The 26,481-nt window shown below is 31.0% G+C and carries 29 protein-coding genes; 9 read left to right on the forward strand and 20 right to left on the reverse strand.

Features of this window, described 5'->3' with window-relative positions:
- The 13 genes from G5V56_RS09865 to G5V56_RS09925 all read right to left on the reverse strand — a co-directional run bounded on the left by G5V56_RS09865 (position 1) and on the right by G5V56_RS09925 (position 12,537).
- Complete coding sequence (locus tag G5V56_RS09865) at positions 1–1,569, reverse strand: sensor histidine kinase (protein WP_166964536.1); 1,569 nt, start codon at positions 1,567–1,569, stop codon at positions 1–3.
- Between the two features lie 80 nt (positions 1,570–1,649).
- Entirely contained in the window at positions 1,650–2,234 is a 585-nt protein-coding gene (gene coaE, locus G5V56_RS09870) for a dephospho-CoA kinase (RefSeq protein ID WP_166964387.1), read from the reverse strand.
- Positions 2,231–3,118, reverse strand: a complete 888-nt coding sequence (locus G5V56_RS09875; RefSeq protein WP_240911286.1) for a CdaR family protein — start codon at positions 3,116–3,118, stop codon at positions 2,231–2,233. Before G5V56_RS09875 ends, coaE begins: the two co-directional genes overlap by 4 nt.
- A 74-nt stretch (positions 3,119–3,192) precedes the next feature.
- Positions 3,193–4,200, reverse strand: a complete 1,008-nt coding sequence (locus G5V56_RS09880; protein WP_166964389.1) for a glycosyltransferase — start codon at positions 4,198–4,200, stop codon at positions 3,193–3,195.
- A 77-nt stretch (positions 4,201–4,277) separates the two neighbouring features.
- Positions 4,278–5,093: an enoyl-ACP reductase FabI gene (locus tag G5V56_RS09885; protein ID WP_166964391.1), complete on the reverse strand. Its 816-nt coding sequence runs from the start codon at positions 5,091–5,093 to the stop codon at positions 4,278–4,280.
- Between the two features lie 57 nt (positions 5,094–5,150).
- Positions 5,151–6,803 (reverse strand): DNA repair protein RecN, encoded by a 1,653-nt coding sequence (gene recN / locus G5V56_RS09890; protein ID WP_166964393.1) that lies wholly within the window; start codon positions 6,801–6,803, stop codon positions 5,151–5,153.
- A 62-nt stretch (positions 6,804–6,865) separates the two neighbouring features.
- The gene (gene porD, locus G5V56_RS09895; RefSeq protein WP_166964395.1) at positions 6,866–7,753 is read right to left on the reverse strand and encodes a type IX secretion system protein PorD; all 888 of its coding nucleotides are present in this window, start codon (positions 7,751–7,753) and stop codon (positions 6,866–6,868) included.
- On the reverse strand, positions 7,746–8,957 hold the full coding sequence (coaBC, locus tag G5V56_RS09900) for a bifunctional phosphopantothenoylcysteine decarboxylase/phosphopantothenate--cysteine ligase CoaBC (protein WP_166964397.1): 1,212 nt from the start codon (positions 8,955–8,957) through the stop codon (positions 7,746–7,748). Before coaBC ends, porD begins: the two co-directional genes overlap by 8 nt.
- 7 nt (positions 8,958–8,964) lie before the next feature.
- The gene (locus G5V56_RS09905; protein ID WP_206285893.1) at positions 8,965–9,294 is read right to left on the reverse strand and encodes a DNA-directed RNA polymerase subunit omega; all 330 of its coding nucleotides are present in this window, start codon (positions 9,292–9,294) and stop codon (positions 8,965–8,967) included.
- 5 nt (positions 9,295–9,299) lie between these two features.
- The gene (locus G5V56_RS09910) at positions 9,300–10,106 is read right to left on the reverse strand and encodes an outer membrane protein assembly factor BamD (protein WP_166964401.1); all 807 of its coding nucleotides are present in this window, start codon (positions 10,104–10,106) and stop codon (positions 9,300–9,302) included.
- A gap of 107 nt (positions 10,107–10,213) precedes the next feature.
- Positions 10,214–11,137, reverse strand: a complete 924-nt coding sequence (locus tag G5V56_RS09915; RefSeq protein WP_166964403.1) for an ion channel — start codon at positions 11,135–11,137, stop codon at positions 10,214–10,216.
- A gap of 1 nt (position 11,138) precedes the next feature.
- Positions 11,139–12,017 carry a 4-hydroxy-tetrahydrodipicolinate synthase gene (gene dapA / locus G5V56_RS09920; RefSeq protein ID WP_166964405.1) on the reverse strand — a complete coding sequence of 293 codons (879 nt, stop codon included), beginning with the start codon at positions 12,015–12,017 and terminating at the stop codon, positions 11,139–11,141.
- Positions 12,007–12,537, reverse strand: a complete 531-nt coding sequence (locus G5V56_RS09925; protein WP_166964407.1) for a DUF6913 domain-containing protein — start codon at positions 12,535–12,537, stop codon at positions 12,007–12,009. Before G5V56_RS09925 ends, dapA begins: the two co-directional genes overlap by 11 nt.
- Positions 12,538–12,640: 103 nt before the next feature.
- Here G5V56_RS09925 and G5V56_RS09930 point away from each other — a divergent pair, with 103 nt between their 5' ends.
- Together G5V56_RS09930 and G5V56_RS09935 are read left to right on the forward strand one after the other, a co-directional pair.
- Entirely contained in the window at positions 12,641–13,354 is a 714-nt protein-coding gene (locus G5V56_RS09930) for a 5'-nucleotidase (protein WP_317166422.1), read from the forward strand.
- 12 nt (positions 13,355–13,366) lie between these two features.
- Complete coding sequence (locus G5V56_RS09935) at positions 13,367–14,278, forward strand: bifunctional metallophosphatase/5'-nucleotidase (protein WP_166964411.1); 912 nt, start codon at positions 13,367–13,369, stop codon at positions 14,276–14,278.
- Here the strand turns inward: G5V56_RS09935 and G5V56_RS09940 are convergent.
- From G5V56_RS09940 to G5V56_RS09965, 6 genes are all read right to left on the reverse strand, one after another.
- Complete coding sequence (locus G5V56_RS09940; RefSeq protein ID WP_166964413.1) at positions 14,275–15,030, reverse strand: hypothetical protein; 756 nt, start codon at positions 15,028–15,030, stop codon at positions 14,275–14,277. The genes G5V56_RS09935 and G5V56_RS09940 overlap by 4 nt on opposite strands.
- A gap of 383 nt (positions 15,031–15,413) precedes the next feature.
- A complete protein-coding gene (locus G5V56_RS09945) occupies positions 15,414–16,118 on the reverse strand; it encodes a hypothetical protein (RefSeq protein WP_166964415.1) in 705 nt (234 codons plus the stop codon).
- A gap of 84 nt (positions 16,119–16,202) precedes the next feature.
- Complete coding sequence (gene ligA / locus G5V56_RS09950; RefSeq protein ID WP_166964417.1) at positions 16,203–18,200, reverse strand: NAD-dependent DNA ligase LigA; 1,998 nt, start codon at positions 18,198–18,200, stop codon at positions 16,203–16,205.
- A gap of 2 nt (positions 18,201–18,202) precedes the next feature.
- Positions 18,203–18,784, reverse strand: coding sequence for an LOG family protein (locus G5V56_RS09955; RefSeq protein ID WP_166964419.1), 582 nt, complete (start codon positions 18,782–18,784; stop codon positions 18,203–18,205).
- On the reverse strand, positions 18,781–19,647 hold the full coding sequence (prmC, locus tag G5V56_RS09960; RefSeq protein ID WP_166964421.1) for a peptide chain release factor N(5)-glutamine methyltransferase: 867 nt from the start codon (positions 19,645–19,647) through the stop codon (positions 18,781–18,783). Before prmC ends, G5V56_RS09955 begins: the two co-directional genes overlap by 4 nt.
- Positions 19,644–20,135: a GNAT family N-acetyltransferase gene (locus G5V56_RS09965; RefSeq protein WP_166964423.1), complete on the reverse strand. Its 492-nt coding sequence runs from the start codon at positions 20,133–20,135 to the stop codon at positions 19,644–19,646. The genes prmC and G5V56_RS09965 overlap by 4 nt, the downstream gene beginning before the upstream one ends.
- Positions 20,136–20,157: 22 nt before the next feature.
- Here G5V56_RS09965 and ribD point away from each other — a divergent pair, with 22 nt between their 5' ends.
- From ribD to G5V56_RS09985, 4 genes are read left to right on the forward strand one after another with little or no spacing between them, the layout of a single operon-like run.
- The gene (gene ribD, locus G5V56_RS09970; protein WP_166964425.1) at positions 20,158–21,162 is read left to right on the forward strand and encodes a bifunctional diaminohydroxyphosphoribosylaminopyrimidine deaminase/5-amino-6-(5-phosphoribosylamino)uracil reductase RibD; all 1,005 of its coding nucleotides are present in this window, start codon (positions 20,158–20,160) and stop codon (positions 21,160–21,162) included.
- Positions 21,155–21,766 carry an HAD family hydrolase gene (locus G5V56_RS09975; RefSeq protein ID WP_166964427.1) on the forward strand — a complete coding sequence of 204 codons (612 nt, stop codon included), beginning with the start codon at positions 21,155–21,157 and terminating at the stop codon, positions 21,764–21,766. The genes ribD and G5V56_RS09975 overlap by 8 nt, the downstream gene beginning before the upstream one ends.
- Entirely contained in the window at positions 21,763–22,626 is an 864-nt protein-coding gene (locus G5V56_RS09980) for an EamA family transporter (protein ID WP_166964429.1), read from the forward strand. The genes G5V56_RS09975 and G5V56_RS09980 overlap by 4 nt, the downstream gene beginning before the upstream one ends.
- A gap of 1 nt (position 22,627) precedes the next feature.
- On the forward strand, positions 22,628–23,239 hold the full coding sequence (locus G5V56_RS09985) for an IMPACT family protein (RefSeq protein WP_166964431.1): 612 nt from the start codon (positions 22,628–22,630) through the stop codon (positions 23,237–23,239).
- Here the strand turns inward: G5V56_RS09985 and G5V56_RS09990 are convergent.
- Positions 23,236–23,634 carry an acyl-CoA thioesterase gene (locus tag G5V56_RS09990; RefSeq protein ID WP_166964433.1) on the reverse strand — a complete coding sequence of 133 codons (399 nt, stop codon included), beginning with the start codon at positions 23,632–23,634 and terminating at the stop codon, positions 23,236–23,238. The genes G5V56_RS09985 and G5V56_RS09990 overlap by 4 nt on opposite strands.
- Before the next feature lie 185 nt (positions 23,635–23,819).
- Between G5V56_RS09990 and dnaA the strand changes: the two genes are divergently transcribed.
- Genes dnaA through G5V56_RS10005 form a run of 3 tightly spaced genes read left to right on the forward strand, consistent with a single transcriptional unit; the run spans position 23,820 to position 26,479 of the window.
- Complete coding sequence (gene dnaA / locus G5V56_RS09995) at positions 23,820–25,247, forward strand: chromosomal replication initiator protein DnaA (protein WP_166964436.1); 1,428 nt, start codon at positions 23,820–23,822, stop codon at positions 25,245–25,247.
- A gap of 12 nt (positions 25,248–25,259) precedes the next feature.
- Positions 25,260–25,712 (forward strand): low molecular weight protein-tyrosine-phosphatase, encoded by a 453-nt coding sequence (locus tag G5V56_RS10000; RefSeq protein WP_166964438.1) that lies wholly within the window; start codon positions 25,260–25,262, stop codon positions 25,710–25,712.
- Positions 25,713–25,762: 50 nt separating this feature from the next.
- On the forward strand, positions 25,763–26,479 hold the full coding sequence (locus G5V56_RS10005) for an SAM-dependent methyltransferase (RefSeq protein WP_166964440.1): 717 nt from the start codon (positions 25,763–25,765) through the stop codon (positions 26,477–26,479).
- Positions 26,480–26,481: the final 2 nt, after the last annotated feature.

Below are 26,481 nucleotides of genomic sequence, written 5' to 3' on the forward strand. Positions count from 1 at the left end.
TTATGTTATTAGAGGAAGCTTAATGGTAAATGTGCTTCCTTTATCTTTTTCACTTTCAACTTTAATATGACCTTGATGGTCTTCAACTATACGTTTCACATACGCCAAACCCAGACCATGTCCTTTAACGTTATGTATGTTTCCAGTGTGTTCTCTATAAAATTTTTCGAACACTTTCTTTTGGGCAGCTTTACTCATTCCGCTCCCATGATCTTTTATTTTTAATAAAATATTTGTTCCAACATTCTCTGTATACACTTCAATTTTTGGTGCATTAGGAGAATACTTAATGGCATTATCTAAAATATTGACAATAACATTTGTAAAATGAGTTTCATTAGCTAAAACAGAGGACTTATCGGCATCAAGGAAGGTTTTTATAGAACCTTGTCTATCTTCAACAATAAGCTCTACATGTGTGATAGCTTCTTCTATTAAGTCGTGCAACCTCACTCTATCCTTACTTATATTCAGTTCATTCTTTTCTAGTTTCGATATTCTTAATACATTTTCAACCTGAGCATGCATTCTCTTATTTTCTTCTTTTATCATTCCTAGATAACGTACAACTTTTTCTTTATCATCAATTATCTTAGGGTTCCTAATAGCATCTAATGCCAAATTTATAGTCGCTATTGGTGTTTTAAACTCGTGCGTCATGTTATTAATAAAATCTGTTTTTATTTGCGAGATTTTACGTTGCTTCACTAACTGATACAAAGCACTCGAATAAGCTATAATGATTATTAATGTAAAAATTATTGATAACAAAATCATTCCAATAATTGACGATAAAATAAATTTATTATCATCAGGAAAATTTACTAATAGTTTATAATTTGTTTGATTATTTTCATCATAAAAAATTGGAACACTAAATTCTGATTCTTTATTCCTTTCAAACCCCTCACTATGTACTTTTGTAGCCAAATCGTTGCTGTAAATAGCAAATTGATAATCTATATCAATTTTGTCCTCTTTCAGTTTTCTTGATAACAATTTAGAAATTTGCTTTTCAGAAACACGCTTGTAAACAGGAAATGTTTTAGCATATTTCTTAAAGCTTCTATCAAAAGAATTTTTCTGCGCTTGAAACAAACTGCTATTACTAAAAGTAGGACTTATATTGTTTTTTAAATCCTTATCAGCAAAACCCTTATTTTTATACACCTTGAGGTCAGAACTGCCTATAATATTCTTTACAGAAATGCTATCCAAACCCATGTCAAAGAGCGAAGAAGTTAACTTATAGTTTTCTTCTAAAATACCACTTTTATATACCAACATCTCCTTGGTATTGTTGTCCTGTTGATATATGAACAACTTTGAAACAGCGGTTGAATCTTCTTTCTTTTCATCATCAAGATTCTGATACTTTCTGTAAAGACTGTCTAATTCTTTTTTTTCAATAGCATTAGACACATAACTTAAACTTTTCTTTACATTAAATGCAAATCGTTCTTTTTCGTTTCTAACAGAATCTTTAATATAATAAGCTTGAACGAATATGATTCCTATTAGAGACATACTCATTAAAAGAACCAATAAGACGAATATTCTCTTGCTCATCATTCAAAATTAACATTTTAACATTTAGTGCTCCTAGCTTTTAACCTTACATTAACAAAAATGTTAAAATTTATAGCTCATTATTGATTTTTAAGGATTTGCCGATGTATTTTAAGCACTTCTTGTTTAGTTTTTGCTAATTCAACATTGTTAATCACATATTGAGACCGTTTAATTTTCTCATCGTCACTCCATTGATTTTTCATAATTGATTCAATCTTTTCCTCTGTTGTATCATCTCGTCTTAACAAGCGTTTTATTTTTAATTCTTTTGGGGCTGTAACCGTTATAATAACATCTAATTTTTTGTAACTGCCGTTTTCAAATAAAATAGCTGCTTCTTTAATAACATATGGTGCATCTTGTTTTTGCTTCCACTTTTTAAAATGACTGGCTATTTGTGGATGAATAATGGCATTCATCCGTTCCAAATATGTTTTGTCATTAAAAATAATGCTCGCAATAAATGGTTTGTTTAGTTTACCATCAAGATAAGCTTCTTCTCCAAACAATTCAATAAGTTTTCTCTTTATAGTTTTTGAAGTAATCATTAACTTTTTCGCCTCCTCATCAGCTATATAAACTGGAATTCCTAAGGCACCAAATTCTTTGGCTACTGTTGTTTTACCACTACCTATACCTCCTGTAAGACCAACTTCAATCATTCTTCAATAATAAATTCAATATGTTGAGGATTAATTTTGGCTGTTTTCACCTTGTCTGTTATCTTTATGAGTTCTGGTAATAAAAAAGACTGTGTGTTTGAACTCTTTTGATAATCGCAAACAACCTTGAAATCTTTGGCTGTTATATCCTTATAATTTTTTAAACTTGTGTAATAAATAACGTTAATCACTTTTGGAAAGTATTTAACACGCATACCGTCAGGTACATTTATGATATTAATAGGCACTTTTAAGGTTCCTTCTGTAAAACGCTCGACCGTTCCCTTTAAAGTTACTTCAGACTTAGAAAATATTAAGTCTTTATTATCTTTTGGGAGTTTTAATTTTATAGATTTTAAAATATTAGAGTTCACATCTTTCAATACAACTTCTTCTGTCTTTATTTGTTTAATTTGAGAAACCAAATCATTTGGACCTATCACATTAATTGAATCTGGCTCTATTGTATAGTTTTTAAATATATTGTAACCGGGCTTGAAACTAATGTTTGCGTTTAAAATAACGGGTACTTTCTTTACCAAATTAGTATCATATTTAAAAATTAATTTATCAGGAGACACATTAATTAAAGATACTTGACTGCCAAACTCAGCATTACTATGTAAAAATATATTAGACTTGTTCCACTCAAAAAAACCATTTTGCTTTTGCACATCTTTTTTAAAATCAATCGTTATTTTAGGTTTAGAAAAGTAATATTTCAGCCAATTAAAGCCATAAGCCTTTAAGGTTATTTCCAGCTTAGCACTTGTATCATTTAAAATAACATATTTTTGAGGAATATTGACTTTATTAATTCCAAAAGTAAGTGTATTGGTATATTCTTTGGAAAGTTTTGAAAAAATTAAAATAATAAATGACATTAACAGAAATAAAAAAAACACATTTATTTTTTTATTTCTGATGCCTGCGAGAATCTTTGTTTTTAAATTCTTTATCATTTTAGTTTAAAAAATAATTCAGGAAACACCGTCTCTGGATCGTTATTAGACAATTGTAATGCCAACGTTGATTTTATAAAACCATATCCATATCCAATAAACTGAACAACAATGGCTGGTATCGAAAGCATAGACACAAGGACACTTTTTGTACTTGCCAAAGCAATCACAAACGCTAGTATAAAATACAATATATAAGCTACTAATCCCCAAATTATATTAAAAAATAATAAAAAAATCGCCCCTATAAAGCCTAAACAAAAAACAGTTGGAAACCAATAAGTAATTTTTTTAGTGCTAGGATGCCAATTATTTAAAATTGGCCTTACCATACCAAATTTATAGACTTGCTTATAAAATTTTCGCCATGAAATACGACGTTTATGAAACACATAGGCTTCTGAAATCAATTTAGTTTTATATCCTAAATTCCAAAGACGAATTGATAAATCTGGGTCTTCTCCAGGATGAATTGTACCAAACCCTTTTGAATCTTCAAATGCCTTTTTTGAAAGTCCCATATTAAAACTTCTGGGTTGAAACATGCCAACACTCTTTTTATTTCCTCGAATACCTCCAGTAGTCATAAACGACGTCATTGAAAAATTAATAGCTTTTTGAAGGTTTGAAAACGATTCATGCGCTGCATCTGGACCACCAAAACAATCAACATACTCTAATTGTAAGCTTTGAGAAACTACAGTCAAATAATTTTTAGGTAAAATACAATCAGAATCTAAAATGATAAAGTAATTACCTTTAGCATGTTCCATTCCATAATTCCTCGAATCACCTGGGCCCGAATTTTCTTTAAAAAAATAAGAGATATTAAGTTTTGAATTAAAGCTTTCAGCCACTTCTTTTGAAGGAATAGTCGAGCCATCTTCAACAATTACAATTTCATAGTCTTGACTAGTTTCAAATTCAATAAAACTCTGCAAAAGCTCTTGTATTTCGTCAGGACGATTATAAACAGGAATAATAAATGAAAACTGTAATTTCATACTACAAATGTAACCAATCCAATCAAAAAAGCCACCGTTTTACAGGTGGCTAGTTTATGTTATTTTAATAAAAAAAATTATTCTTTCATAAAAGTTTCCATAACAGCATCACTAACGCCCATATTACTAAAACCTCCGTCATTATAAAGGTTTTGCAACGTTACACGTTTTGTTAAATCGCTAAATAAACTCACTGTATAATTCGCACAATCTAACGCCGTTGCGTTTCCAAGAGGCGACATTTTATCAGCATAAGCAATAAATCCATCAAAGCCTTTTACTCCACTACCAGCTGTTGTTGGTGTTGGCGATTGAGAAATTGTATTCACACGAACTTTTTTATCTCTTCCAAAGAAATACCCAAAACTGCGTGCAATACTTTCTAGATAAGCTTTGTTATCTGCCATATCATTATAATCCGGAAACACACGTTGAGCTGCCATATAACTTAAAGCTACAATACTTCCCCACTCATTCATCGCATCAGCTTTGTAAAGTGTTTGCATCACTTTATGAAAAGACATAGCCGAAACATCAGTTCCCTTTTGTGTCCATTCATAATTTTGATCTGTATAGTGTTTTCCCTTACGGACATTAATTGACATGCCTATTGAATGTAATACAAAATCAATTTTACCTCCAAGAATCTCCATAGATTGCTCTACTAGCTTCTGCAAATCTTCTAAAGACGTTGCATCCGCTGGAATTATTTGTGAACCGGTCTTTTCTGCTAGTTCGTTTATTTGTCCCATACGCATGGCTACAGGTGCATTTGTTAATACAAATTGACCACCTTCTTCGTGAACACGCTCTGCAGTTTTCCAAGCAATTGAATTAGAGTCTAGTGCTCCAAAGATGATTCCTTTTTTTCCTTTTAGTAAATTGTATGACATGTTTATCTTAGTTTATAATTTGGATGATTTATTCTATTTTGGGTTCAAATATAGTAATTAATTAAGTAATTCTTTTGCATGGGCAATAGCAGACGATGACATTTCTGTACCACCTAGCATTTGAGCAATTTCCACAATACGTTCATCATGATTTAACTTTACGAGATTGGTTTGTGTCACCTCGTCAACATCTTCTTTGTAAACTTTAAAATGTGTGTGACCTTTAGCCGCAATTTGCGGTAAATGAGTTATTGAAATAACCTGCATAGTCTTACTCATCAACAACATGATATCTCCCATTTTATTAGATATTTCTCCAGAAACACCAGAATCTATTTCATCAAATATAATAGTTGGCAATTGAATATAGTTGGAAAGAATTGATTTAATAGCTAGCATAATTCTGGATAACTCGCCTCCAGATGCCGCTTTTTTCAACTCATTAAATTGACCACCTTTATTAGCTGAAAACAAAAAGGACATATCATCCTTTCCATTGGTTTGGAAACCGTCTCCATAAACTAAATCAATTTTAAATTGCGCATTTTGCATACCTAAACTACTCAAAATGGTTTCTAGCTGAGTTATTAATTCTGGAATAGCTTGTTTTCTGCTATCATGAATAGCCTTTGAAATTGTATTAAGCTCCGTTGTTTTTTTACTAATTTCATTTTTCTTCTTCTCGATTGTAGCATCTAAGTTTTCGGTTACAGCTACTTTATCTTCTAAATCATTTTTGATGCTAATTAATTCAGAAATATCCGTAGCGACATGCTTTTGCAACAAATTATTGATTAATAATAATTTGGCGTTCACCTCTTCTAACCTACCCGGATCTGCCTCAAGCGTATCTTGCATCCCATCAACCTCTCTAAAAACATCATCAATTTCAATGACACAACTCTGTACCCTGTTGAATAAATCTTCATACTTTGACGAATAGTTTTTTAATTTCTGAAAATTATTTTTCAACTCGTTCAATGTCGTTAATATACCTATTTGTTCATCGTTAAGTAATTGATGAGACGCTACCAACTTTTCTTTAATCTCCTCAATATTACTCAAGGTTTCATTCTCCTCTTCAAGTAATTCAAGTTCACCTTCAACCAGATTGGCTTCAATTAACTCGTTTAGTAAAAATGAATTATAATCATGTTCTTTAATCGCCTCAGCTTGAAAAGCAAGTAGTTCCTTAAGTTCTTTTTGAAGCGTTTTGTACGTCTTTAATTCCGATTTATAGTCTTGAAGGTTTGTATCGTTATTTGCTAAGGCATCAATTATTTGAAATTGAAACTCGTTACTTACCAGTTGTAGTGTTTGATGCTGCGAATGAATATCAATTAACCGTTCTCCCAAAACTTGAAGGCTATTTAAATTAACTGGGGAATCATTTACAAAAGCTCTTGATTTTCCTGAAGGCAAAATTTCTCTACGAATAATAGTATTCTCTTCATAATCAAAATCTTCTGCTTTAAATAATGTGGTAAGATTGTAGTTAGACACATCAAAAACAGCTTCTATAATACATTTTTTTGAGGTATCTTTTAAACTACTTAAATCAGCACGTTTACCAAGTATTAATGATAAACCACCCAATAAAATTGATTTTCCAGCTCCTGTTTCACCTGTAATTATTGATAATCCGTTATTAAAATTAACTTGAAGATTGTCAATTAAAGCGTAATTCTGTATTGAAAGTGAAGTTAACAATGGTTGTAAACGTATTTAAAATTATGAAACTAAATATAGGTGAGTTTTAATTTTAATGCAACTTAAAACTTAATATTTCTCCATTTGCTTGCATAAGTAGGAGCTACTTTTTGTAAGGTCTCTTTAACACTAGCTATATTAACATTAGGACCATCACTAAAAATTTGTTCAATCTCATCGGCTTTTGCATCAAAAAAAGTACGTAATAAAAATGAATTAGGCCTTCGACTATTCATCGCTTCAAATTGCTTTAAAGAAGTAGCTAACGTCTCCTTTCCTTGCTTAGCGTTATCGCTCATCACATCTAAACCTTCTCTGTGATAACTGTACATAACATCTCTAAATTCTTTAAAGGTGGGTGATAAAACATTATCAATTAACGCAAATCTACTTTGCAAACCATCTTCTAATTTCCAGCCTTTATAATTTTGCTGCTGTGAGTAATTTGCAATGATCTGGGCTTGTTTATAATAAATATCGCCTCCATTTTTAGAAAATGAATCGGCATCTAAAGCTAAAACCATATACACATGAAATGATAAAATAGAGATTAAATTAGATTGAAATTGATTAGCACTGAAATTTAAGTTCTGAAATTCTAAATATCTAAATGCTAAATCCTTATCATTAAAATTATAAAGTGGCGTGCTATAAGAAGAACCATAAACAGGTCTTGATGATTGCACTTGAATAGTTCCTTGAAAAGATTCACCACTGTAGTCATTAATGGTAATAACCATGCTACAATTGATGCGCTCTTGAGGTGCAAACGTTCTGTTCGTCCACTTTGTGTTATTTACAAACTCCGTTAATTGCTTTTCTAAGGTTTTAAAAATTGATAAATTTTCATTTCCAGTTTGTTGCGCATTAACCACAACACTACAATTAAGTTCTTGAGAAAACCCAGTTAAACTAAAAGATAGAAGAAGAATAAATAAGAGATTACGCATTAATTTGTTTTATAATTTCATTCAATAAATCCTTTGCTACGTCTGTTTTAGATTTCAATTGAAATTCGCTGATAGTGTCCTTATCATCAATAAAAGTTACTTTATTAGTTTCTGTTTTAAAACCAGCTCCTTTGTCCTTTAACGAATTTAAAACAATTAAATTTAAATTCTTAGCTTTTAATTTTGCTTTTGCATTTTCTAGTTCGTTATTGGTTTCTAAAGCAAATCCAACTAGAAATTGTTGTTTTTTGATGCTTCCTAAAGAGGCTAAAATATCTTTAGTCTTTTCTAACTCTAATGTTAACGTACTTTCCTTCTTTTTTATTTTTTGTAAGGCTACTTCTTTTGGTTTAAAATCAGCCACGGCTGCCGAAAGAATAGCGATATCGCTTGTTTCAAAATATTGATGAACGGCATCATACATGTCTTGTGCAGATACTACAGGAATTACTTTGATAAAACTATGGGACACCTTTTGATGTGTTGGTCCTGAAATTAAAACAACCTCAGCACCTAAATTGGCTGATGCCTTAGCAATTTCAAATCCCATTTTTCCACTGGAATGATTGCCAATAAACCTAACAGGATCAATAGCTTCATAGGTTGGACCTGCTGTAATTAGAACTTTTTTTCCTTTTAAAGGTGATTTTTCTAATATATCATTTTCAATAAAAGCAACAATATCTTCAGGTTCAGCCATTCTACCCTCACCTACTAAACCACTCGCTAATTCACCACTTGTAGCTGGAATCATGATATTGCCATAGCTTTGTAACATCTTGCAAGACTCAAGTGTACTAGGATGCTTGTACATATCCAAATCCATAGTTGGCGCAAAATATATAGGACATTTAGCCGATAAATAGACTGCTAAAAGTAAATTATCGCAAATGCCATTTGACATTTTTGATAGCGTATTTGCAGTAGCTGGAGCCACTAGTATTAAATCTGCCCATAGTCCTAAATCTACGTGACTATTCCACACAGCATTTTCATCCTCGTCTGAAGTAAACGATGAATATACCGGATTTTTTGAAAGGGTTGATAAGGTTAGCGGAGTAACAAATTCTTTTGAAGCTGGCGTCATCACAACTTTTACATTGGCACCAACTTTAACAAATAACCTGACTAATGAAGCTGTTTTATAAGCGGCTATACCTGCACTAATGCCTAACAGTATATTTTTGCCGCTTAATATTGACATAGTAAAATTATTCCTGAGAATCTTCCTCAGTATTTCTGTAGTAAACTTTATCTGTTAACCATTCTTGAACAGCTAAAGAATGAGGTTTTGGTAATTTTTCGTAAAACTTTGACACCTCAATTTGTTCCTTATTTTCAAAAATTTCCTCAAGACTATCGTTGTAAGTAGCAAATTCTTCTAACTTATCAATAAGTTCTTTTTTAATTTCTGAATTAATTTGTTCAGCACGTCTAGAAATAATTGAAATAGCCTCATAGATATTCTCTGTTGGCTCATCAATTTGATTTCTATCATACGTAATTGTATTAACAGGAGCGGTGGTTTTTTTTAAATCTATTTTCATTATATATTAGCTTTAGTGCTGTAATTTTTTAATTGTTCTTCTATTTTTTCAAGCATATCATTTACCTGCTCCTTATATTTTGAGTCGGCGTATGATTTATTAAACGTTTCTGCAACTGACTTGGCATTTTTTAATCTTGTTTCCTGCTTATATTTTACACTATTAATTGCAAGTTTAAAAGAGGCATCTAATTTGTAAAATAAGGCATCTTCTCGAAATGTAGACCCGGGAAAATCAAAAACAAAATTGTCAAATGATTTTATTGAGGCTTCATAATCAGAAATTTTATCGTATTGCTTAGCAATTTCAAACGCTTTCTTTTCTAATTTATATACCAATTCTTTGATGAGCTTATTGGCTTCAGGAAGATATTCTGACTCGGGATACACATTAATAAACTCTTGAAGCTTTTCGATAGCTTGGGAGGTTTCCTTCTGGTCTTTTGAATATACAGGAGACAGCATGTAACTGCTTTTTGCAGCTAAAAAGCTAGCCTCTTCAGCTTTTTCACTTTTTGGATAACTAGATGCGAAACGCTCAAATTGATACCCTGCCACATAATAGTCTTTCATTTTATAAAAGGACTGTGAGTACAAATACATTAATTTTTCAGCCTGTGGTTTTCCTCTATAATTTGGTACTATTTGAGCGAAAAGTTTATTGGCTTTTTCAAACTTACCTTCGTTATATAAGTCTTCCCCTAATTTAAACTTTGTAGCAATATCTTCAGATTTTAATGCCTTTTGATACTCACTACAAGAGCTTAACGTAACTAGTAATAGTAATATGTAAATAAATTTCTTCATAATTGAAAACAGGATGCAAAATTAAGCTATTAATATGGATTTTAAAAATATAATTTTAATGCTAAAATAAGGTATGGATTATAGCCTTAGGAGGGTTTAAGTAATATTTAACTTTTTACAGGTTCTATCGCATCAAAAAGCTTATGGTCTAGCACCATTTTACCGTCATTATTATAATAATAGGCTTTAACAAATGCGTAATCAAGTTGAATTTCATTTAGAAAATATGAATGCATTTGATGAACTTCCTGATTAAAAGATTCGTCGTAATAACTTATCATAATAATTAATTCACCATGCTGTTTACTTAAATCTTCTTTTGAAAACTCAAATAAAGGACTTTCTTTATCAATTTCATGGACAATTGTCCAGGTAGTTGGTAAATAGTTTATAGTGTCTCTTTCCAAATCAAGTGCATAAAACTCATTAACATAATCACCTTGGCCATTCGCTTTAGAAAGTGCCAACGTCACTGAAATTTTAGGAGAAATCATGACACTTTTTCTGTTATTAACAAGTCTAAACATAATGGCATTATACTCCTTAAATGTTCTTAAGATTAAATGTTTACTAAACCGCACTGATGCTTTGGGTTTAGAAAAACGGCCATATAATAACCCTGTTACAAAAGCAAATAGCAATAAACCTAAAAACGCTTCTAACGAAGATACGATACCACTTGCTATACCTTGCGGTGCCAAGGCCCCGTAACCCAAAGTTGTAAATGTTTGGGAAGAAAAGAAAAAGGCATTTAAAAAATCATTTAAAAGATACCCCGTTGTTGGAGTTATTTGCTCAATTCCGATAGCTAAATAAATGAATGCAAAAAAAGCATTAATAAGAAAACCGCCTAAAAAAGTTAATGCGAAAAAGTAAAACCAAGAAATATTTACTAAATAATGATATGCATCTGAAAACCGACGTGGTTTATTTAAATGCTCAAGATTAAAAGAACCATCTGAATTCATCATTCGTTTAGCATGCGCTGATGATGAATTTCCAAGTCCTGGATCTTGAATCTTTTTTCCCAATTTAAAAGTTTGCTACGAAGTTCTTTATCTTTTCTTTTAACCTATTTGATGCAGGAACCAAAGGTAACCTCACTGTATCCTGACATAAATTTAAAGCTTCAAAAACCGCTTTAATTCCTGCTGGATTATTTTCTTCAAAAATATAGCCAACGACATCCATTAATCTGTAATGAATCTCATATGAAGACTTCGCATCTCCTTGTAATCCCAATCGTATCATATTAGAGAACTCCTTTGGAAAAGCTTGTCCTATTACTGAAATAACACCAGCTCCTCCTGCTAAAACAATTCCTAAAGCTAAATCGTCATCACCAGAAATAACTAAAAAGTCTTTGGGTTTATTTTTTAGCAATTTTAGATATTGAGCTACATTATTTCCTGCTTCTTTAATTGCTATAATGTTTTCAAAATCATTTGCTAATCTTAATGTTGTTTCGGGCTCTATGTTTTTTGAAGTTCTTCCAGGTACATTGTATAAAATAATGTCTATTGGTGATGCTTCTGAAATTGTTTTAAAATGTTGATAAAGTCCTTCTTGTGTTGGTTTTGTGTAATATGGGGATACAGATAAAATAGCATCAAAACCACTTAAATCTGCTTCTTTTAGTTCTTCAACAACTTGAGCCGTATTATTTCCTCCAACTCCTAAAACCATAGGAACTCTATCATGATTCGCTTTCTTGATAGTGGCTATAACTTCCTTCTTTTCTTGTTTAGTAACCGTTACACTTTCTCCTGTTGTACCAAAAACAACAAGATAATCAGTTCCATTTTCTATATTGAAATTAACAATATTAGCCAGTGCATCATGATCAACACTTAAGTCTGATTTAAAAGGCGTAATCAATGCCACTCCTGTTCCTAGGAATTTACTGTTCATTTTTAATTTTCTTTAAAATTGTTAAGTATTTAAAAAGTTCCTTTTTAAATACACTAAATTCTGATAAATTAGATTTTATTATTAAATCATTTATACGATTATCTGTTTGTAAAACTCCAATTTTAAAAGCAGATTGAGACATCGCTGTTAGCATTTTTAATTCTAATTCATCACTTAAATAATAACTTATTAAGGCATCAAATTCGGTGTCTAAAAACGTTTTCAATTCAACATTTTTTATAGTGCCTCCCCAACCAAAATCTTCAGCATTAAAACACATATCCCATGAGTTATAATCCTCTTTTATGACATTTGAATAGGCTATTATTTTAAGTTTATTGGGATGAATATTTAAATCAGCAGCCAAGGTTCTAAAAAGCTCAAAGTCATCAATTTCATCAATATGCATGATAACACCTAAACTATTTATCCTCTTATCGTTAACATTTATATTACGAATTGATAATATTTTATTTAAGTACTTTCTGTTAGATTTTTCCTTAAAACCCTTTAAAATCATTTATCTTTACACTTTCGGCAAAGGTAACAAAAGTACTTTCAAATTATAAGTTTTATATATGAGGTTTACACATTTATTTATTTTGTTATATATTTTTATTTTTTTGGGCTGCAAACAGGAAAAATCCCATTTAGTAAAAATAGAAGGAAAACAAATTCCAATTACAGATAGTCTACAATCAAACGCTGAAATTGAAGCATTTATAAAACCTTACAAAGATCATGTAACCAAAGACTTGGACAGTGTTTTAGCGTATTCTGCTCACACCTATTCAAAAACGGATGGAGATTTTAACACCGCTATAGGAAACTTTATGGCCGACGCTGTTTACGATGAAGCAAACCCCATCTTCAAAACCAGGACAGGCAAAGATATTGACATGGTTTTATTAAATTATGGAGGGATTCGTTCTATTCTTCCAAAGGGTAATATAACCACCAAAACGGCCTTTGAATTGATGCCTTTTGAAAACTCCATAGTCGTTGTTGCACTTAAAGGAAGGCAAGTTGATAGCTTAGTTTCTTATTTGTGTAAAAGCAAAAGCGCCCATCCTATTTCAAAATTAAAACTTAGTATAGACAAAAATTTTAAGCTTTTAAATGCAACTGTTAAAGGACAAGCCATTGATACTGCAAAAACATATTATGTTGCTACAAATGACTACTTGTATAACGGTGGGGACCATATGACTTTCTTTAAACCTAATGATAGTTTATATAATTTAAATTATAAAATAAGAAATATACTAATAGATTATTTCAAAAAAGCAGACACTATCAATCCTGTTATTGATGATAGATTTGTTCAAATTAAATAATTGCATCGAAACATGAAACGTAGAGATTTTATTCAACAAACGACTGCCGGAGCTGCCGCAGTAACAATTGGAAGCTTAGGTCTGTCATCATTTACAACTTCAAAAACAAAAAAAATAACAATTCTTCATACTAATGATGTTCACAGCCATATAGAGCCTTTTGGTCCTGAAGATGGAAGAAACGCTAACAAAGGAGGTGTTGCAAGACGTGCTAGTTTGATTGAATCTATTAGAAACGAAAACCCCGACACATTACTATTAGACGCTGGAGATATTTTTCAAGGTACTCCCTATTTTAATTACTATGGTGGAGAGCTTGAGTTTAAATTGATGAGTATGTTAAAATATGATGCAGCCACTATTGGCAACCATGATTTTGATAATGGAATAGACGGTCTTTACGCACAATTACCTCATGCTAAATTTAGCTTTCTTTCGGCTAATTATGATTTTTCTAATACGGTTATGGATACGCATGTAAAACCATATCAACTATTTAATATTAATGGTATTAAAATAGGCGTTTTTGGTTTAGGAATAGAACTTGAAGGCTTAGTAGATCCGTTAAACTTTAAAGAAACCAAATATTTGAATCCTATTGAAATTTCAGAAGAAATGACAGGAATACTAAAAGAACAAGAACAATGCGACCTAATTATTTGCTTATCGCATCTTGGATATAATTACAGGAATTCTGAAAAAATAGGAGATCTAAAGCTTGCTGCTTCTACAAAAAATATTGATTTAATTATTGGGGGTCACACACATACCTTTTTACCAAAACCCACTATCGTTAAAAATTCAGAAAATAAAAACATGCTCGTAAACCAAGTTGGATGCTACGGGATTAATTTAGGCAAAATAGATTTCTATTTCGACTCAGAAAACAACAAGACTGCTGATGGAACCTCAATTATTGTTTAGGCTAAAACATTATTTGTTGACAGTTTCTCCTCTCTAACTTCCTGTTTTCTATAGCTAATTGATTTATTATATTCGGTTATATAATTAAATAAGAAGAAAAGACCAATAACATGAAACACTCCATCTAGCATTACAAAAATCCAATGATAAACATAATATTGACTCACATAATTAAGACTGTCAGAAAACACAAAACACACTGCCATTAATAAAAACAAAATTGACATCTTATTTTCTAAGTTCAAATACACACCAAAAGAAATAAAAAGTAAAACAACCAGAGACACACTTTTTATTCCAAACAAAAATACTTCTAAACTATCAGGAACAATAGTTTTCAGTATACTACAAATAGTATATAGAAAATAAATATTTATTAGTACTACTAAAACTAAATATGCACTTATTAATTTATTAACGTTCATAAATTTAAACGTAGGTGCAACAAAACTTATCAAGCATAAATAACTTAAAAAATACATGATACTTGACGCCTTTAAAAAGATATAATTGTCAAAAACCATAGATGCTGAGTCCCCTAAAAAGGAATACAACAAACATAAAACAATTGGCACTTTAACAGCTCTGTTCTTAATTAAAAACAATAATAAAAAAACAGGAATATATAAAAGCTTTGTGGTTTGCAAAAACTTTGCATCTTCATTAAAGGCTCCAAAAACTGTTATAAAAATTAATACAAGTAAAGCACCTATAAATTGGCTATTTAGACTGAAGTTGAATGTATTTTTCATGACACATATACATAAGTTAGGTTAATCAAAAATAAAAAAAAAATCTCATTATTCGATGTAATTAATTATTTTATCGATGAAATACATTGCTGGAATCAAAAATTGACAAGTAAAATTGCGTTTAAACACTATGAAAAAGTATACATTATTTACTGTAGTAAAATTACCATTACAAAACCTATTATCTTTCTTCTATAGAAACTCATATTTCAATTCTCAAGTTATAATTGACTAAATTATCAACTTAAGACATGAGATATTCAATTATTATAAAACTTAAAAGGATCGAAATTGAAGTGGTTTTTAAATAAACCATTTTGTTTATTTAAAAACTAATATTCCTATTTTAAAAACTCTAATTAACTTCACGAGGCTACTACTAATTAATCAACTAATTGACCAACTTCTTCATAGTTAAATTTTGCTTGTTTGCAAAAGAAATAAAAAGCCAAAACTGTTAGTGTAGTGCATAAAAAGTTTAGTAAGTTTTGTTGGGCTACATATATATATGCAACACCAATAACCTCAGAAAAAACTATAGACATAGATCCTAAAAACATGAATAAGGATTTTTTATCATCTTTATAAAAGTAGCTTAATAAAGATGCTGATAATAATAATAACATAATAATATTATACACTATCTCAACAAAGTACTCATTAGTCATAGCTACATACGGATTAACGATAACTTGTAAAACATAAGCTATGTATATATTTAAAGCTATTAAAACAAGTATATGTAATTTGAAGTTTTTTAAAATCTGAATGAATGAAAGAGTTTTTAAAGCTTTAATTAAAAGCGCCGAATAAGCAATAATGTAAAGTCCATTTCCAACATAATAATAAACTTCATACGGTATATAATCAACTATAAAAACCATGAGGTCTGAAATTGAATAAGCCAACAAGAAAATAATAAAAAGTATGGTTTTTTTCTTGTTACTTAAAAAGTAGGCTACTGTGATAAGAGGTAATATTAGAGCGTCAAAAATAGTCGCATAATAATAATGATTGCTAAACTGAGATACAACAAATGCCAAATAGACGAATAAGACACTCCCAATGACTACATTTGATTTGTTCATGACTATGAATTAATAGTTGACGAACAAATATAAAAAAAAATAACAATTAAACGTTAAAATTATACTTTTTATCGATATAATTCATTATATATTAATTTTTTGTAAGAATTTATATTCATTTAATATTGGAATATTTAACTTCTCTGCCTTCTCCTTCTTACTTGGTCCCATATTATCTCCTGCAACTATAAAGCTTGTTTTTGATGAAATTGAACTACTTACCTTACCTCCATTTTTTTCAATAAGCTTTTTTAGTTCATCTCTCGAAACAGATTCAAAAACACCTGAAACAACAATTATTTCACCTTCTAGAATATTAGTCAAACCTTCTAATTGTTCTGCTGAAATTTCTAATTGTAATCCAAATTGCTTTAGTCTATTAATAATTTTTAAATTATTTTCTGAAGTAAAAAACTCTTGAACACTCTCAGCTATTTTAACACCAATTTCATCAACATTAACTAACCCTTCTTGTGTTGCATTGACTATGGCATCAATCGTTTTATAATGTTTAGCCAGTTTTTTTGCTACGGTTTCTCCAACATAGCGAATTCCTAAAGCATACAACACACGTTCAAATGGAATGTTAACAGATTGAGAAATCCCTTGAATTAAATTATCTGCACTTTTTTCAGCCATACGCTCTAGCGGAATAACTTGCTCTTTGGTTAATTCATATAAATCTGAATAATTATTAATAAGTCCAGCATTTACAAGTAGTGCAACCGTTTCTCCTCCTAAACCATCAATGTCCATGGCTTTTCTGCTAATAAAATGTTGTATTCTACCAATGATCTGTGGCTTACATCCATTATAATTAGGACAATAATGTTGTGCCTCTCCTTCTTGTCTGACCAACTCAGTTTCACATTCTGGACAACGTGTAATATATTCTGTTGGTTTTGAACTTGGTAAACGTTTACTTAAATCTACTGCAATAATTTTAGGAATAATTTCTCCTCCTTTTTCAACAAATACCTCATCACCTACTCTAACATCTAATTTTACAATTTGATCTGCATTATGTAAAGAGGCTCGTTTTACAGTAGTTCCAGCTAATTCAACAGGTTCTAAATTAGCCACTGGCGTAATAGCGCCAGTTCTTCCTACTTGATACGATATACTATTAAGACGAGTTGAAACCTGTTCTGCCTTAAATTTATAAGCCATGGCCCAACGTGGTGATTTGGCTGTATACCCCAACTCTTCTTGTTGCTGTAAACTATTCACCTTAATAACAACGCCATCTGTTTCGTAAGGCAACTCATGACGATGCACATCCCAATAATTTATAAATTCAAGAACCTCATCTAAGTTGTTTACTAATTTTGAAGCCTTTGGAACTTTAAATCCCCATTCTCTAGCTTTTTCTAAACTTTCAAATTGCGTTTTTACACCTAGATTTGTTCCTGTTAAATTATATAACAAACACTCTAATGGTCGCTTAGCAACCTCTGCACTATCTTGTAATTTTAAACTTCCAGATGCTGTGTTTCTAGGATTTCTATAAGGCTCTTCTCCTATTTCAATACGCTCTTCATTCATTTTATTAAACCCATCAAACGGCAATACTATTTCGCCGCGTATATCAAATTTTGGAGGAAAATCTCCTTTTAATTTTAAAGGAACCGATTTTATGGTTTTTACATTAGCCGTTACATTATCACCTTGAAATCCGTCTCCACGCGTTAAGGCTTGAACTAACAAACCATTTTCATAAGTTAAACTGATTGAAGCACCGTCATATTTCAATTCACAGGTAAATTCAACAGCTCCATCAATCATTTTTTCAATGCGAGTTTCCCAATCCTTTAAATCTTCTTTTGAATAGGAATTATCCAACGAATACATACGAAAGTCATGCGGGATGGTTTCAAAATTCTTAGTAATTTCACCTCCAACACGTTGTGTCGGCGAATTAGCATCAAAAAACTCGGGGTGTTTAGCTTCTAATTCTTGGAGCTCTTTTAGTTTTATATCGAATTCAAAATCTGAGATAGTAGGATTATCAAGCACATAATAATTATAATTGTGCTCATTCAGCTCATTTCTTAACGCTTCTATTTGTTGTTGTATAGTCATTCTTAAACTTGCTTCTTATGTAACCATTTTGGTGTTGACAATGGTTTATAATTATTCATTTTTTTTAACAAACCTTCTATGGACGTATCTACAACCACAGCATCTAAGTTTACTTGTTTTAAAAAGCCTTTTGTAACCATGTTTTTCGCTAGTTGCAACAAATCATCATAAAACCCATTAAGATTTAAAATTCCAATAGGTTTTGTATGCAATCCTATTTGACCCCAAGTTGTAATCTCAAAGAACTCATCCATAGTACCAAAGCCACCAGGAAGAATCATAAAACCATCACTTTTCTCATACATGATTACTTTTCTTTCGTGCATATTATCAGTCACTATAAGCTCGGTAAGATTAGGATGGTAGACTTCTTTTAATTTGAGAAACTCCGGAATTACACCAATAACTAGTCCATTATGATCCATAACCCCTTTAGCGACTTGCCCCATAATGCCAATTTTTGCTGCTCCATAAACCAAAGTTATATTATTCTTAGCAAACTTTACTCCTAATTGATATGCTTGAGAAATGATATAATCATCATTACCCTCACTACTTCCGCAAAAAACTGATATTGATTTCATTTTAAAGCCTTAATCATTCTATCTTTTTTAAAGATATCTTGTTTTAATTCAACGGAATTAAATCCGCATTTTTTGATTAGCTGAATCATTTGCTTACCAAGATACTCATTGATTTCAAAAAACAAACAACCCTTATTAGTTAAATTATTAACAGCATATTGGGTAATGGCCTTGTAAAATAGTAATGGATCTTCATCTTCTACAAACAATGCTAAATGGGGTTCGTTTTTCAAAACATTATCTTTCATCATATCCTTTTCTAACTCACGAACGTAAGGCGGATTGGATACAATAACATCCAAGGTTAGGTTTTTAAATTCTTCACTCCATGCTTTCGAATTTAAAATATCTGCTTCAAAAAACTCAATAACAACATTGTTCAATTCTGCGTTTTGTTTAGCTACTTTCAAAGCATCTTTACTGATATCTAATGCATAAACCTTAGCATTAGGCAGTTTTTTAGCTAACGAAATAGCAATACAACCGCTACCTGTACCAATATCTAAAATACTTAATTCTTGTTTTTCTGTTTTTGGTTGCTGGTTAATTATCCATGAAACTAACTCCTCTGTTTCAGGTCTGGGAATTAATACGCTTGAATTCACTTTAAAAGGTAATCCGAAAAATTCTGTCTCTCCTAATATATATTGTATGGGTATTTGTTTTTTTAAGTGAGCTAAAGCGTCGTTTAAAAGTTGGCTTTGATTGTCCTTGCAAGAAAGCTCTGGATTTAAGGCTAAATCAATACGTTTTAAGTTTAAATAAGATTCTATTATCATAAAAAAGAAATTATCAATTTCCTCTTTATCATACATTCCGTTTAACTCAAATTGGAATAATTCCTTAATATCCTTTAATCTCATAAATCTTTAATCATCCAAACACCACATGAAAAATGGCCGGTATTTCCCAAGGAGCCATCTAAATGTTTAAATCCGTGGGTTTCATAAATATGTATAGCTGCTTTTAATTGTGGAGCAGATTCTATATAACACTGCTTGTACCCTAACTCTTTGGCGGCTTTCATACATTTTTCAAACAACAAATTACCATATCCCTTGCCTCTTACTTTGGGTGAAAAATACATTTTTTGAATTTCACATACACTACCTTCAAAATCTTTTAACGGCTTGACGCCTCCACCGCCAAGAACCTCCCCATCTGCATCAATAACATAATATACCTCGTTATCTTTTTGATATGATTCAAACATTCTTGGGGTTTCTTCATCTTCATACGCTGTGCCTTTAAGTGGTATTTTAAATTCATGAAAACATGCTCGTATCACTTGCTCTAATTGCGCATTATCTTGTTGTTGAATTTCTCTAACAGTGATATTGTTTATACCCATTTTTTAATCTTATTTTTGTGACGTGAATATACATGAAAAATACATAAATCGGTGTATAGAAATTGCTAAAAATGGTTTAGGAACTACACGCCCTAACCCAATGGTGGGTTGTGTCATTGTTTATAAAAATAACATTATTGGTGAAGGTTTTACAAGTGCTTATGGCGGCAATCATGCCGAAGTAAATGCTATTCAATCTGTTAAAGATAAATCGCTTTTAAAAAAGTCTACGTTGTATGTCACGCTTGAGCCTTGCAGTCATTACGGAAAAACACCTCCTTGTAGCGATTTAATTATTGCTAGCAAAATTCCTAAAGTTGTTATTGGATGTATTGATGACAATAAAAAAGTAGCAGGAAAAGGAATTGAGAAACTCATCAATGCGGGTTGTCATGTTACTGTTGGGGTTTTAGAAAACGAATGTAAACAACTTCACAAGCGATTTTTTACATTTCATAATAAAAAACGACCCTATATTATTTTAAAATGGGCAGAAACTAGCGATGGTTTTGTAGCGCCAAAAACTAAAAATAAACAAAAGCCTGTTTGGATTACTAGCAACTACTCAAGACAACTAGTTCATAAATGGCGTGCCGAAGAACAAGCGATTTTAGTAGGAACCAATACCGTTTTACAAGATAATCCTCGTTTAACTGTTAGAGATTGGGTTGGGGAAAACCCTGTCAGAATTATTATTGATAAAGATACCAAACTTGTTAAAACCCATGCCGTTTTTAACAATGAGGCTAGAACTATTTTAATAACAAAAAACAATTTAGATTTTTCAAACAATGTTGCTAAACAAATCTGCACTCTCTTGTTTAAAAACGACATAACATCTGTAATTATTGAAGGCGGCAATAAAACGCTTCAAACCTTTATTAACGAAAACTTATGGGACGAAGCTAGAGTTTTCATAGGAGACTGCGCTTTCCAAGAAGGTGTTAAAGCCCCTATTCTTTCAGGACAGTTAATTTCTGAAAAATCAATTAAAAATGACCTCTTAAAAATATATATAAATGATTAAAACTTTAGTTTTTGACTTTGGAAACGTATTCTTAAATCTCGATATAGATGGTGCTTTACAAAAAGCCCTTGGAAAATTTAAGCTTAAAGAATTCCCTGAAGAAATGACAGCTATTAATTGTCTTTATGAGCAAGGACTTATTTCAACTGATGAGTTTATTGAATTTTACACAGACAATTTTAATACCCTTTCTAAAGAAGAGATTATTGATACATGGAATTTTATGCTTAAAGACTTTCCAAGTCATCGATTAGACTTTCTAAAAGAAATCAAAGCCTCCTCAAAATACAAACTCATTCTTTTAAGTAATACTAATGAACTCCATATTAATTGGGTAAAAGAGAACATCTCCTTTTTTGACGATTTTAAAAACTGTTTTGATGAATTTTACTTATCCCACGAAATACAATTAAGAAAGCCAAATGCTGATATTTATGAATTTGTATTAAAAGAAAACAATATTAAAGCTGAAGACACATTATTTATTGATGACAAAAAAGAAAATACAGAAGCAGCATCCAAAATAGGCTTTCATGTTTGGAATATTGATGAAACATTGGAAGATGTTGTCAATTTATTTACCATTAAAAAAGAGTTGTTTTGATATACCTATTATTGAGTATCCTATCATCAACCATTATTTTCATTCTATTTAAATTATTCGATAGATACCAAATTAATACGCTTCAAGCTATTGCCATCAATTATATAGTGGCATGTATATTAGGATTAAGTTTAAGCAATAAGGCATTTCATATTCAAGATATTGTACAAACAACATGGTTTTATGGTGCCATGATATTAGGAGTTTTATTTATCGTAATATTTAATATTATGGCTATAACTGCTCAAAAACATGGTATTTCGGTAGCTTCAGTAGCTACTAAAATGAGTGTTGTTATTCCTGTAATATTTGGTATTTATGTCTACAATGAAAGTTCTGGTTTTCAAAAACTACTTGGGATCGTTCTGGCATTAGTAGCCGTAGTATTAGTTTCAATAAAAGCTAAATCTAATATACGTATTAAAAATAATTTACTACTCCCCTTTATATTGTTTTTGGGCTCCGGTATCATAGACACATCTATTAAGTATATTGAATCTGCATATCTTGAAGATGATGGTATTCCATTATTCTCTGCAACTATTTTCGGTTTTGCTGCTATAATTGGGTTAATTGTCCTCTTTTACAAAAAATCTACAAACAATATTAAATTTAATAAGTTAAGTCTTATTGGAGGAGCTGCTTTAGGTTTAGTTAACTACACATCGATTTATTATATACTCTTAGCTTTAGATTATGAATCCTTAGAAAGCTCTACTATTTTTACCGTTAACAACGTAGGAATTGTGATGCTTTCCGCATTGATAGGTTTAACATTATTTCATGAAAAATTATCTGTAAAAAACTGGATTGGTATAATGGTGGCCATAATTTCTATACTATTAGTTACATTAGCATAATTTGGAAATAGAAGACACATACAAAACCATTGATAAGCCATCAAAAGAAGTGTTATTTAAAGATAAGAACAGTAAATTTTTTGGTTACGCATTTCCTGTATTTACCGAAGATGATGTTAAAATTCATATAGAAAGTTTAAAGAAAACACATCACGCGGCAAGACATTGGTGTTACGCCTATCAGATAGGAACAGAAACCATTCAATTTAGAGCTAATGATGATGGCGAGCCCAATAATTCTGCAGGAATGCCAATTTATGGACAAATACAATCTTTTGAAGTTACCAACATTTTAATTGTCGTTGTCCGTTACTTTGGTGGTGTTAAATTAGGTGTTGGCGGCTTAATTAATGCCTACAAAACGACCGCTCAATTAGCTTTGGAAAATTCTAAAATAAAAACAAAAACTATTAATATTAACTATCTTATTACGTTTGAATACAAAAACATGAATAAGGTTATGCGTGTTATTAAGGAAAGAAACTTAAATGTTATTAACCAAAAATTAGAATTAAACTGTCAAATCACTATTTCGGTGAGAAGAAAAGAAGCTGATTCAGTTTTTAAAACTTTTCAGAACATCTTTGAAGTATCCATAAAAACTTTAAACTAAGCATCAATAATATCTAAAATATATTTAGGTGCTCTTATAGGTCTATTTGTTTTCATGTCTATAAATACCAAAACCACTGTTGCCGTTGTAAGAATTTCCCCTTTCTCATTTGTGATTTCGTATTCAAATTCTATCTTAGCAGACGGTCTATTTTTTAGTTGAGTTTTTACATTAATAAGATCATCATAATGAGCTGGCCTTTTATAGTTTAGTGTCATAGAAATTACTGGAAGCATTATACCATTTTCTTCCATATTTTTATAGGAGATTCCCATTTTCCTCAACCACTCTATACGACCCATTTCTAGGTATAAGGCATAGTTGCCGTGATAAACGACTCCCATCTGGTCAGTTTCACCATACCTCACTCTTATTTGAATTTCATCGAATTTCATAGGGTTAATTAAATATTTTTTTGTAGCTTCGGCTAGACAATAAACATGCGAAAATTTTTCTTAAAATTCAATAGTAAATGATTTTTTTTTTAAGAATTTTGTTCACATATTTGTCGAAGAATAAGGGGGATTTATAATTAGCTTCTCTTAAAAAAAACTAACCAACAAATCATAAATTAAAATTAATGAGTTTAACTGCGGAATCGGTCTGGAATAATTGTCTTGAATTTATAAAAGATAATATTCAACCGCAAGCTTACAAAACTTGGTTCGAACCAATTAAAGCAGTCAAACTTGCTGATAACGCATTAAGCATTCAGGTACCTAGTAAATTCTTTTATGAATGGCTTGAAGAACATTATGTGAAAATATTAAAAGTATCATTAACCAAAGAATTAGGTGATAAAGCCAAACTTGTTTACATTATAAAAATGGAAAACACCTATGGCAACAAGCAACCGTTTACCGAAAAGATTCCTAGCTCAAACAGATCTTCTGTTAAATCACAAGAAGTTGACATTCCTTTAAACAATAAAAATCCTGAATTACGTAACCCTTTTGTTATCCCAGGAATTAGAAATGTAAAAATTGAATCTCAACTTAATCCAAATTACAGTTTTGAAAATTTTCTTGAAGGCGACTCTAATAGATTAGCTAGAAGTGCAGGGTTAGCTGTTGCTAATAAACCTGGAGGAACTTCATTTAATCCTCTATTAATTTTTGGAGGCGTTGGACTTGGAAAAACACATTTAGCGCATGCTATTGGTGTTGATATTAAAGATAAATATCCTGAAAAAACGGTTTTATATATCTCTGCCGAAAAGTTTACTCAGCAGTATATTGAATCCGTTAAAAAAAATAACCGAAATGATTTCATTCATTTCTACCAAATTATTGATGTCCTAATTATTGATGATGTTCAATTTTTATCTGGGAAATCAGGAACGCAAGATGTATTCTTCCATATTTTTAATCACTTACACCAAAATGGCAAACAAGTTATATTAACAAGTGATAAAGCACCTGTTGATATGCAAGATATTGAGCAACGATTATTATCTCGTTTCAAGTGGGGACTTTCTGCTGAATTACAAAATCCAGATTTCGAAACCAGAGTCTCTATATTAAAAAACAAATTATATCGTGACGGTGTAGAAATGCCTGATGATATTGTTGAATTCGTTGCCAAAAATATTAAAAGCAATGTTAGAGAACTTGAAGGTGCTATTATATCTTTAATAGCTCAATCGTCTTTTAATAAAAAGGAAATCACCATTGATCTTGCGAGACAAATTGTTGAAAAATTTGTAAAAAACACTAAGCGAGAAGTATCTATTGACTATATCCAAAAAATAGTTTCTGATTATTTTCAAATGGATATTGACACATTACAATCTAAAACAAGAAAACGCCATATTGTGCAAGCTAGACAATTGGCTATGTTTTTTGCCAAAAAATTCACCAAAGCATCCTTGGCAAGTATTGGATCTCAAATAGGAAAGAGAGATCACGCTACCGTACTTCATGCTTGTAAAACCGTTGATAATTTATCATCAACCGATAAGCAGTTTAGAAAATATGTTGAGGATATAAGCAAAAAACTATCCTTATAAATTTCATTTAAAATGACTAAAATTTTAATGGTTTGTTTGGGAAATATTTGCCGTTCTCCATTAGCCGAAGGCATTTTAAGATCGAAGCTTCCAGATGATAAATACATTGTTGATTCTGCTGGTACTGCCAATTATCATATAGGCGCTACTCCAGACAAACGCTCAATTGCTGTAGCTAAAAAATACGGAATTGATATTTCAAACTTAAAAGGCAGGCAATTTAGTGTTAAAGACTTTGATGATTTTGATGTGATATATGTTATGGATGAGTCTAACTACAATAACGTTCTATCGCTTGCCAGAAATGAGCATGACTCGTCTAAAGTCAAACTTATTTTAAACGAAGTGTATCCAAATAAAAACTTTGATGTACCAGACCCTTATTACGGCGGTGAACAAGGTTTTGAAAATGTTTACAATATGCTTAATGAAGCTTGCACTCGTATTGCAGATAGATTGGTTTAAACTATCTTTCTACTTAAAAATTTATTATTTTTATTTTCTAAATTATATCTATGGATCCTGCAAAAGGAAAGCTATACCTTATACCTACAACTTTAGGAGATAATGAACCTTTAGAAGTTTTGCCTATATCTGTAAAAAAAGTTATTGAGCAAACTAATACATATATTGTAGAAAACGAAAAAACAGCAAGGCGCTTCATAAAAAAAATTAGTTCTGGAAAACAACAATCTACTTTAGAAATTTTTTTGCTGAACAAATTTACCAATGCCAGTATATTGCCGGAGTTTTTACAACCATGCTTAAATGGTATTAATGTAGGATTACTATCTGAAGCTGGTTGCCCTGGCATTGCAGATCCTGGTGCCGACATTGTTAAATTAGCACACCAAAATAATATAAAGGTAATCCCTCTGGTTGGACCATCATCAATACTTATGGCTATGATGAGTTCTGGAATGAATGGCCAAAGTTTTACTTTTAATGGTTATTTACCAATTGATAAAAACGAGCGAAAAAATGAAATAAAACGTTTAGAACGCTTATCATTTGAACAAAATCAGTCACAAATTTTTATTGAGACACCATACAGAAACAATAAAATGTTAGAAGATATTTGTAATGTATTAGGAGACAATACTCGTGTTTGTGTTGCATGCGATATTACATTACCAACTGAATTTATTAAAACTAAACCGGTAAGTGAGTGGAAAAAAAATATGGTAGACCTACATAAGAGACCTACCATATTTATTATTCACAAAAATTAATT

This window comes from Yeosuana marina, from assembly GCF_011762485.1.
In the GTDB taxonomy this organism is placed as follows: domain Bacteria; phylum Bacteroidota; class Bacteroidia; order Flavobacteriales; family Flavobacteriaceae; genus Yeosuana; species Yeosuana marina.

Coding starts and splice junctions, on each gene's coding strand:
- G5V56_RS09885 (WP_166964391.1), bottom strand. CDS start 5,093: ATGTCATACAATTTACTAAAAGGAAAAAAAGGAATCATCTTTGGAGCA.
- G5V56_RS10000 (WP_166964438.1), top strand. CDS start 25,260: ATGACTAAAATTTTAATGGTTTGTTTGGGAAATATTTGCCGTTCTCCA.
- coaBC (WP_166964397.1), bottom strand. CDS start 8,957: ATGTCAATATTAAGCGGCAAAAATATACTGTTAGGCATTAGTGCAGGT.
- G5V56_RS09945 (WP_166964415.1), bottom strand. CDS start 16,118: ATGAACAAATCAAATGTAGTCATTGGGAGTGTCTTATTCGTCTATTTG.
- coaE (WP_166964387.1), bottom strand. CDS start 2,234: ATGATTGAAGTTGGTCTTACAGGAGGTATAGGTAGTGGTAAAACAACA.
- G5V56_RS09990 (WP_166964433.1), bottom strand. CDS start 23,634: ATGAAATTCGATGAAATTCAAATAAGAGTGAGGTATGGTGAAACTGAC.
- G5V56_RS09975 (WP_166964427.1), top strand. CDS start 21,155: ATGATTAAAACTTTAGTTTTTGACTTTGGAAACGTATTCTTAAATCTC.
- G5V56_RS09935 (WP_166964411.1), top strand. CDS start 13,367: ATGAAACGTAGAGATTTTATTCAACAAACGACTGCCGGAGCTGCCGCA.
- G5V56_RS09880 (WP_166964389.1), bottom strand. CDS start 4,200: ATGAAATTACAGTTTTCATTTATTATTCCTGTTTATAATCGTCCTGAC.
- porD (WP_166964395.1), bottom strand. CDS start 7,753: ATGCGTAATCTCTTATTTATTCTTCTTCTATCTTTTAGTTTAACTGGG.
- dnaA (WP_166964436.1), top strand. CDS start 23,820: ATGAGTTTAACTGCGGAATCGGTCTGGAATAATTGTCTTGAATTTATA.
- ligA (WP_166964417.1), bottom strand. CDS start 18,200: ATGACTATACAACAACAAATAGAAGCGTTAAGAAATGAGCTGAATGAG.
- G5V56_RS09940 (WP_166964413.1), bottom strand. CDS start 15,030: ATGAAAAATACATTCAACTTCAGTCTAAATAGCCAATTTATAGGTGCT.
- G5V56_RS09925 (WP_166964407.1), bottom strand. CDS start 12,537: ATGATTTTAAAGGGTTTTAAGGAAAAATCTAACAGAAAGTACTTAAAT.
- G5V56_RS09910 (WP_166964401.1), bottom strand. CDS start 10,106: ATGAAGAAATTTATTTACATATTACTATTACTAGTTACGTTAAGCTCT.
- dapA (WP_166964405.1), bottom strand. CDS start 12,017: ATGAACAGTAAATTCCTAGGAACAGGAGTGGCATTGATTACGCCTTTT.
- G5V56_RS09955 (WP_166964419.1), bottom strand. CDS start 18,784: ATGAAATCAATATCAGTTTTTTGCGGAAGTAGTGAGGGTAATGATGAT.
- prmC (WP_166964421.1), bottom strand. CDS start 19,647: ATGAGATTAAAGGATATTAAGGAATTATTCCAATTTGAGTTAAACGGA.
- G5V56_RS09875 (WP_240911286.1), bottom strand. CDS start 3,118: ATGTCATTTATTATTTTAATTTTTTCAAAACTTTCCAAAGAATATACC.
- G5V56_RS09865 (WP_166964536.1), bottom strand. CDS start 1,569: ATGAGCAAGAGAATATTCGTCTTATTGGTTCTTTTAATGAGTATGTCT.
- G5V56_RS09965 (WP_166964423.1), bottom strand. CDS start 20,135: ATGGGTATAAACAATATCACTGTTAGAGAAATTCAACAACAAGATAAT.
- G5V56_RS10005 (WP_166964440.1), top strand. CDS start 25,763: ATGGATCCTGCAAAAGGAAAGCTATACCTTATACCTACAACTTTAGGA.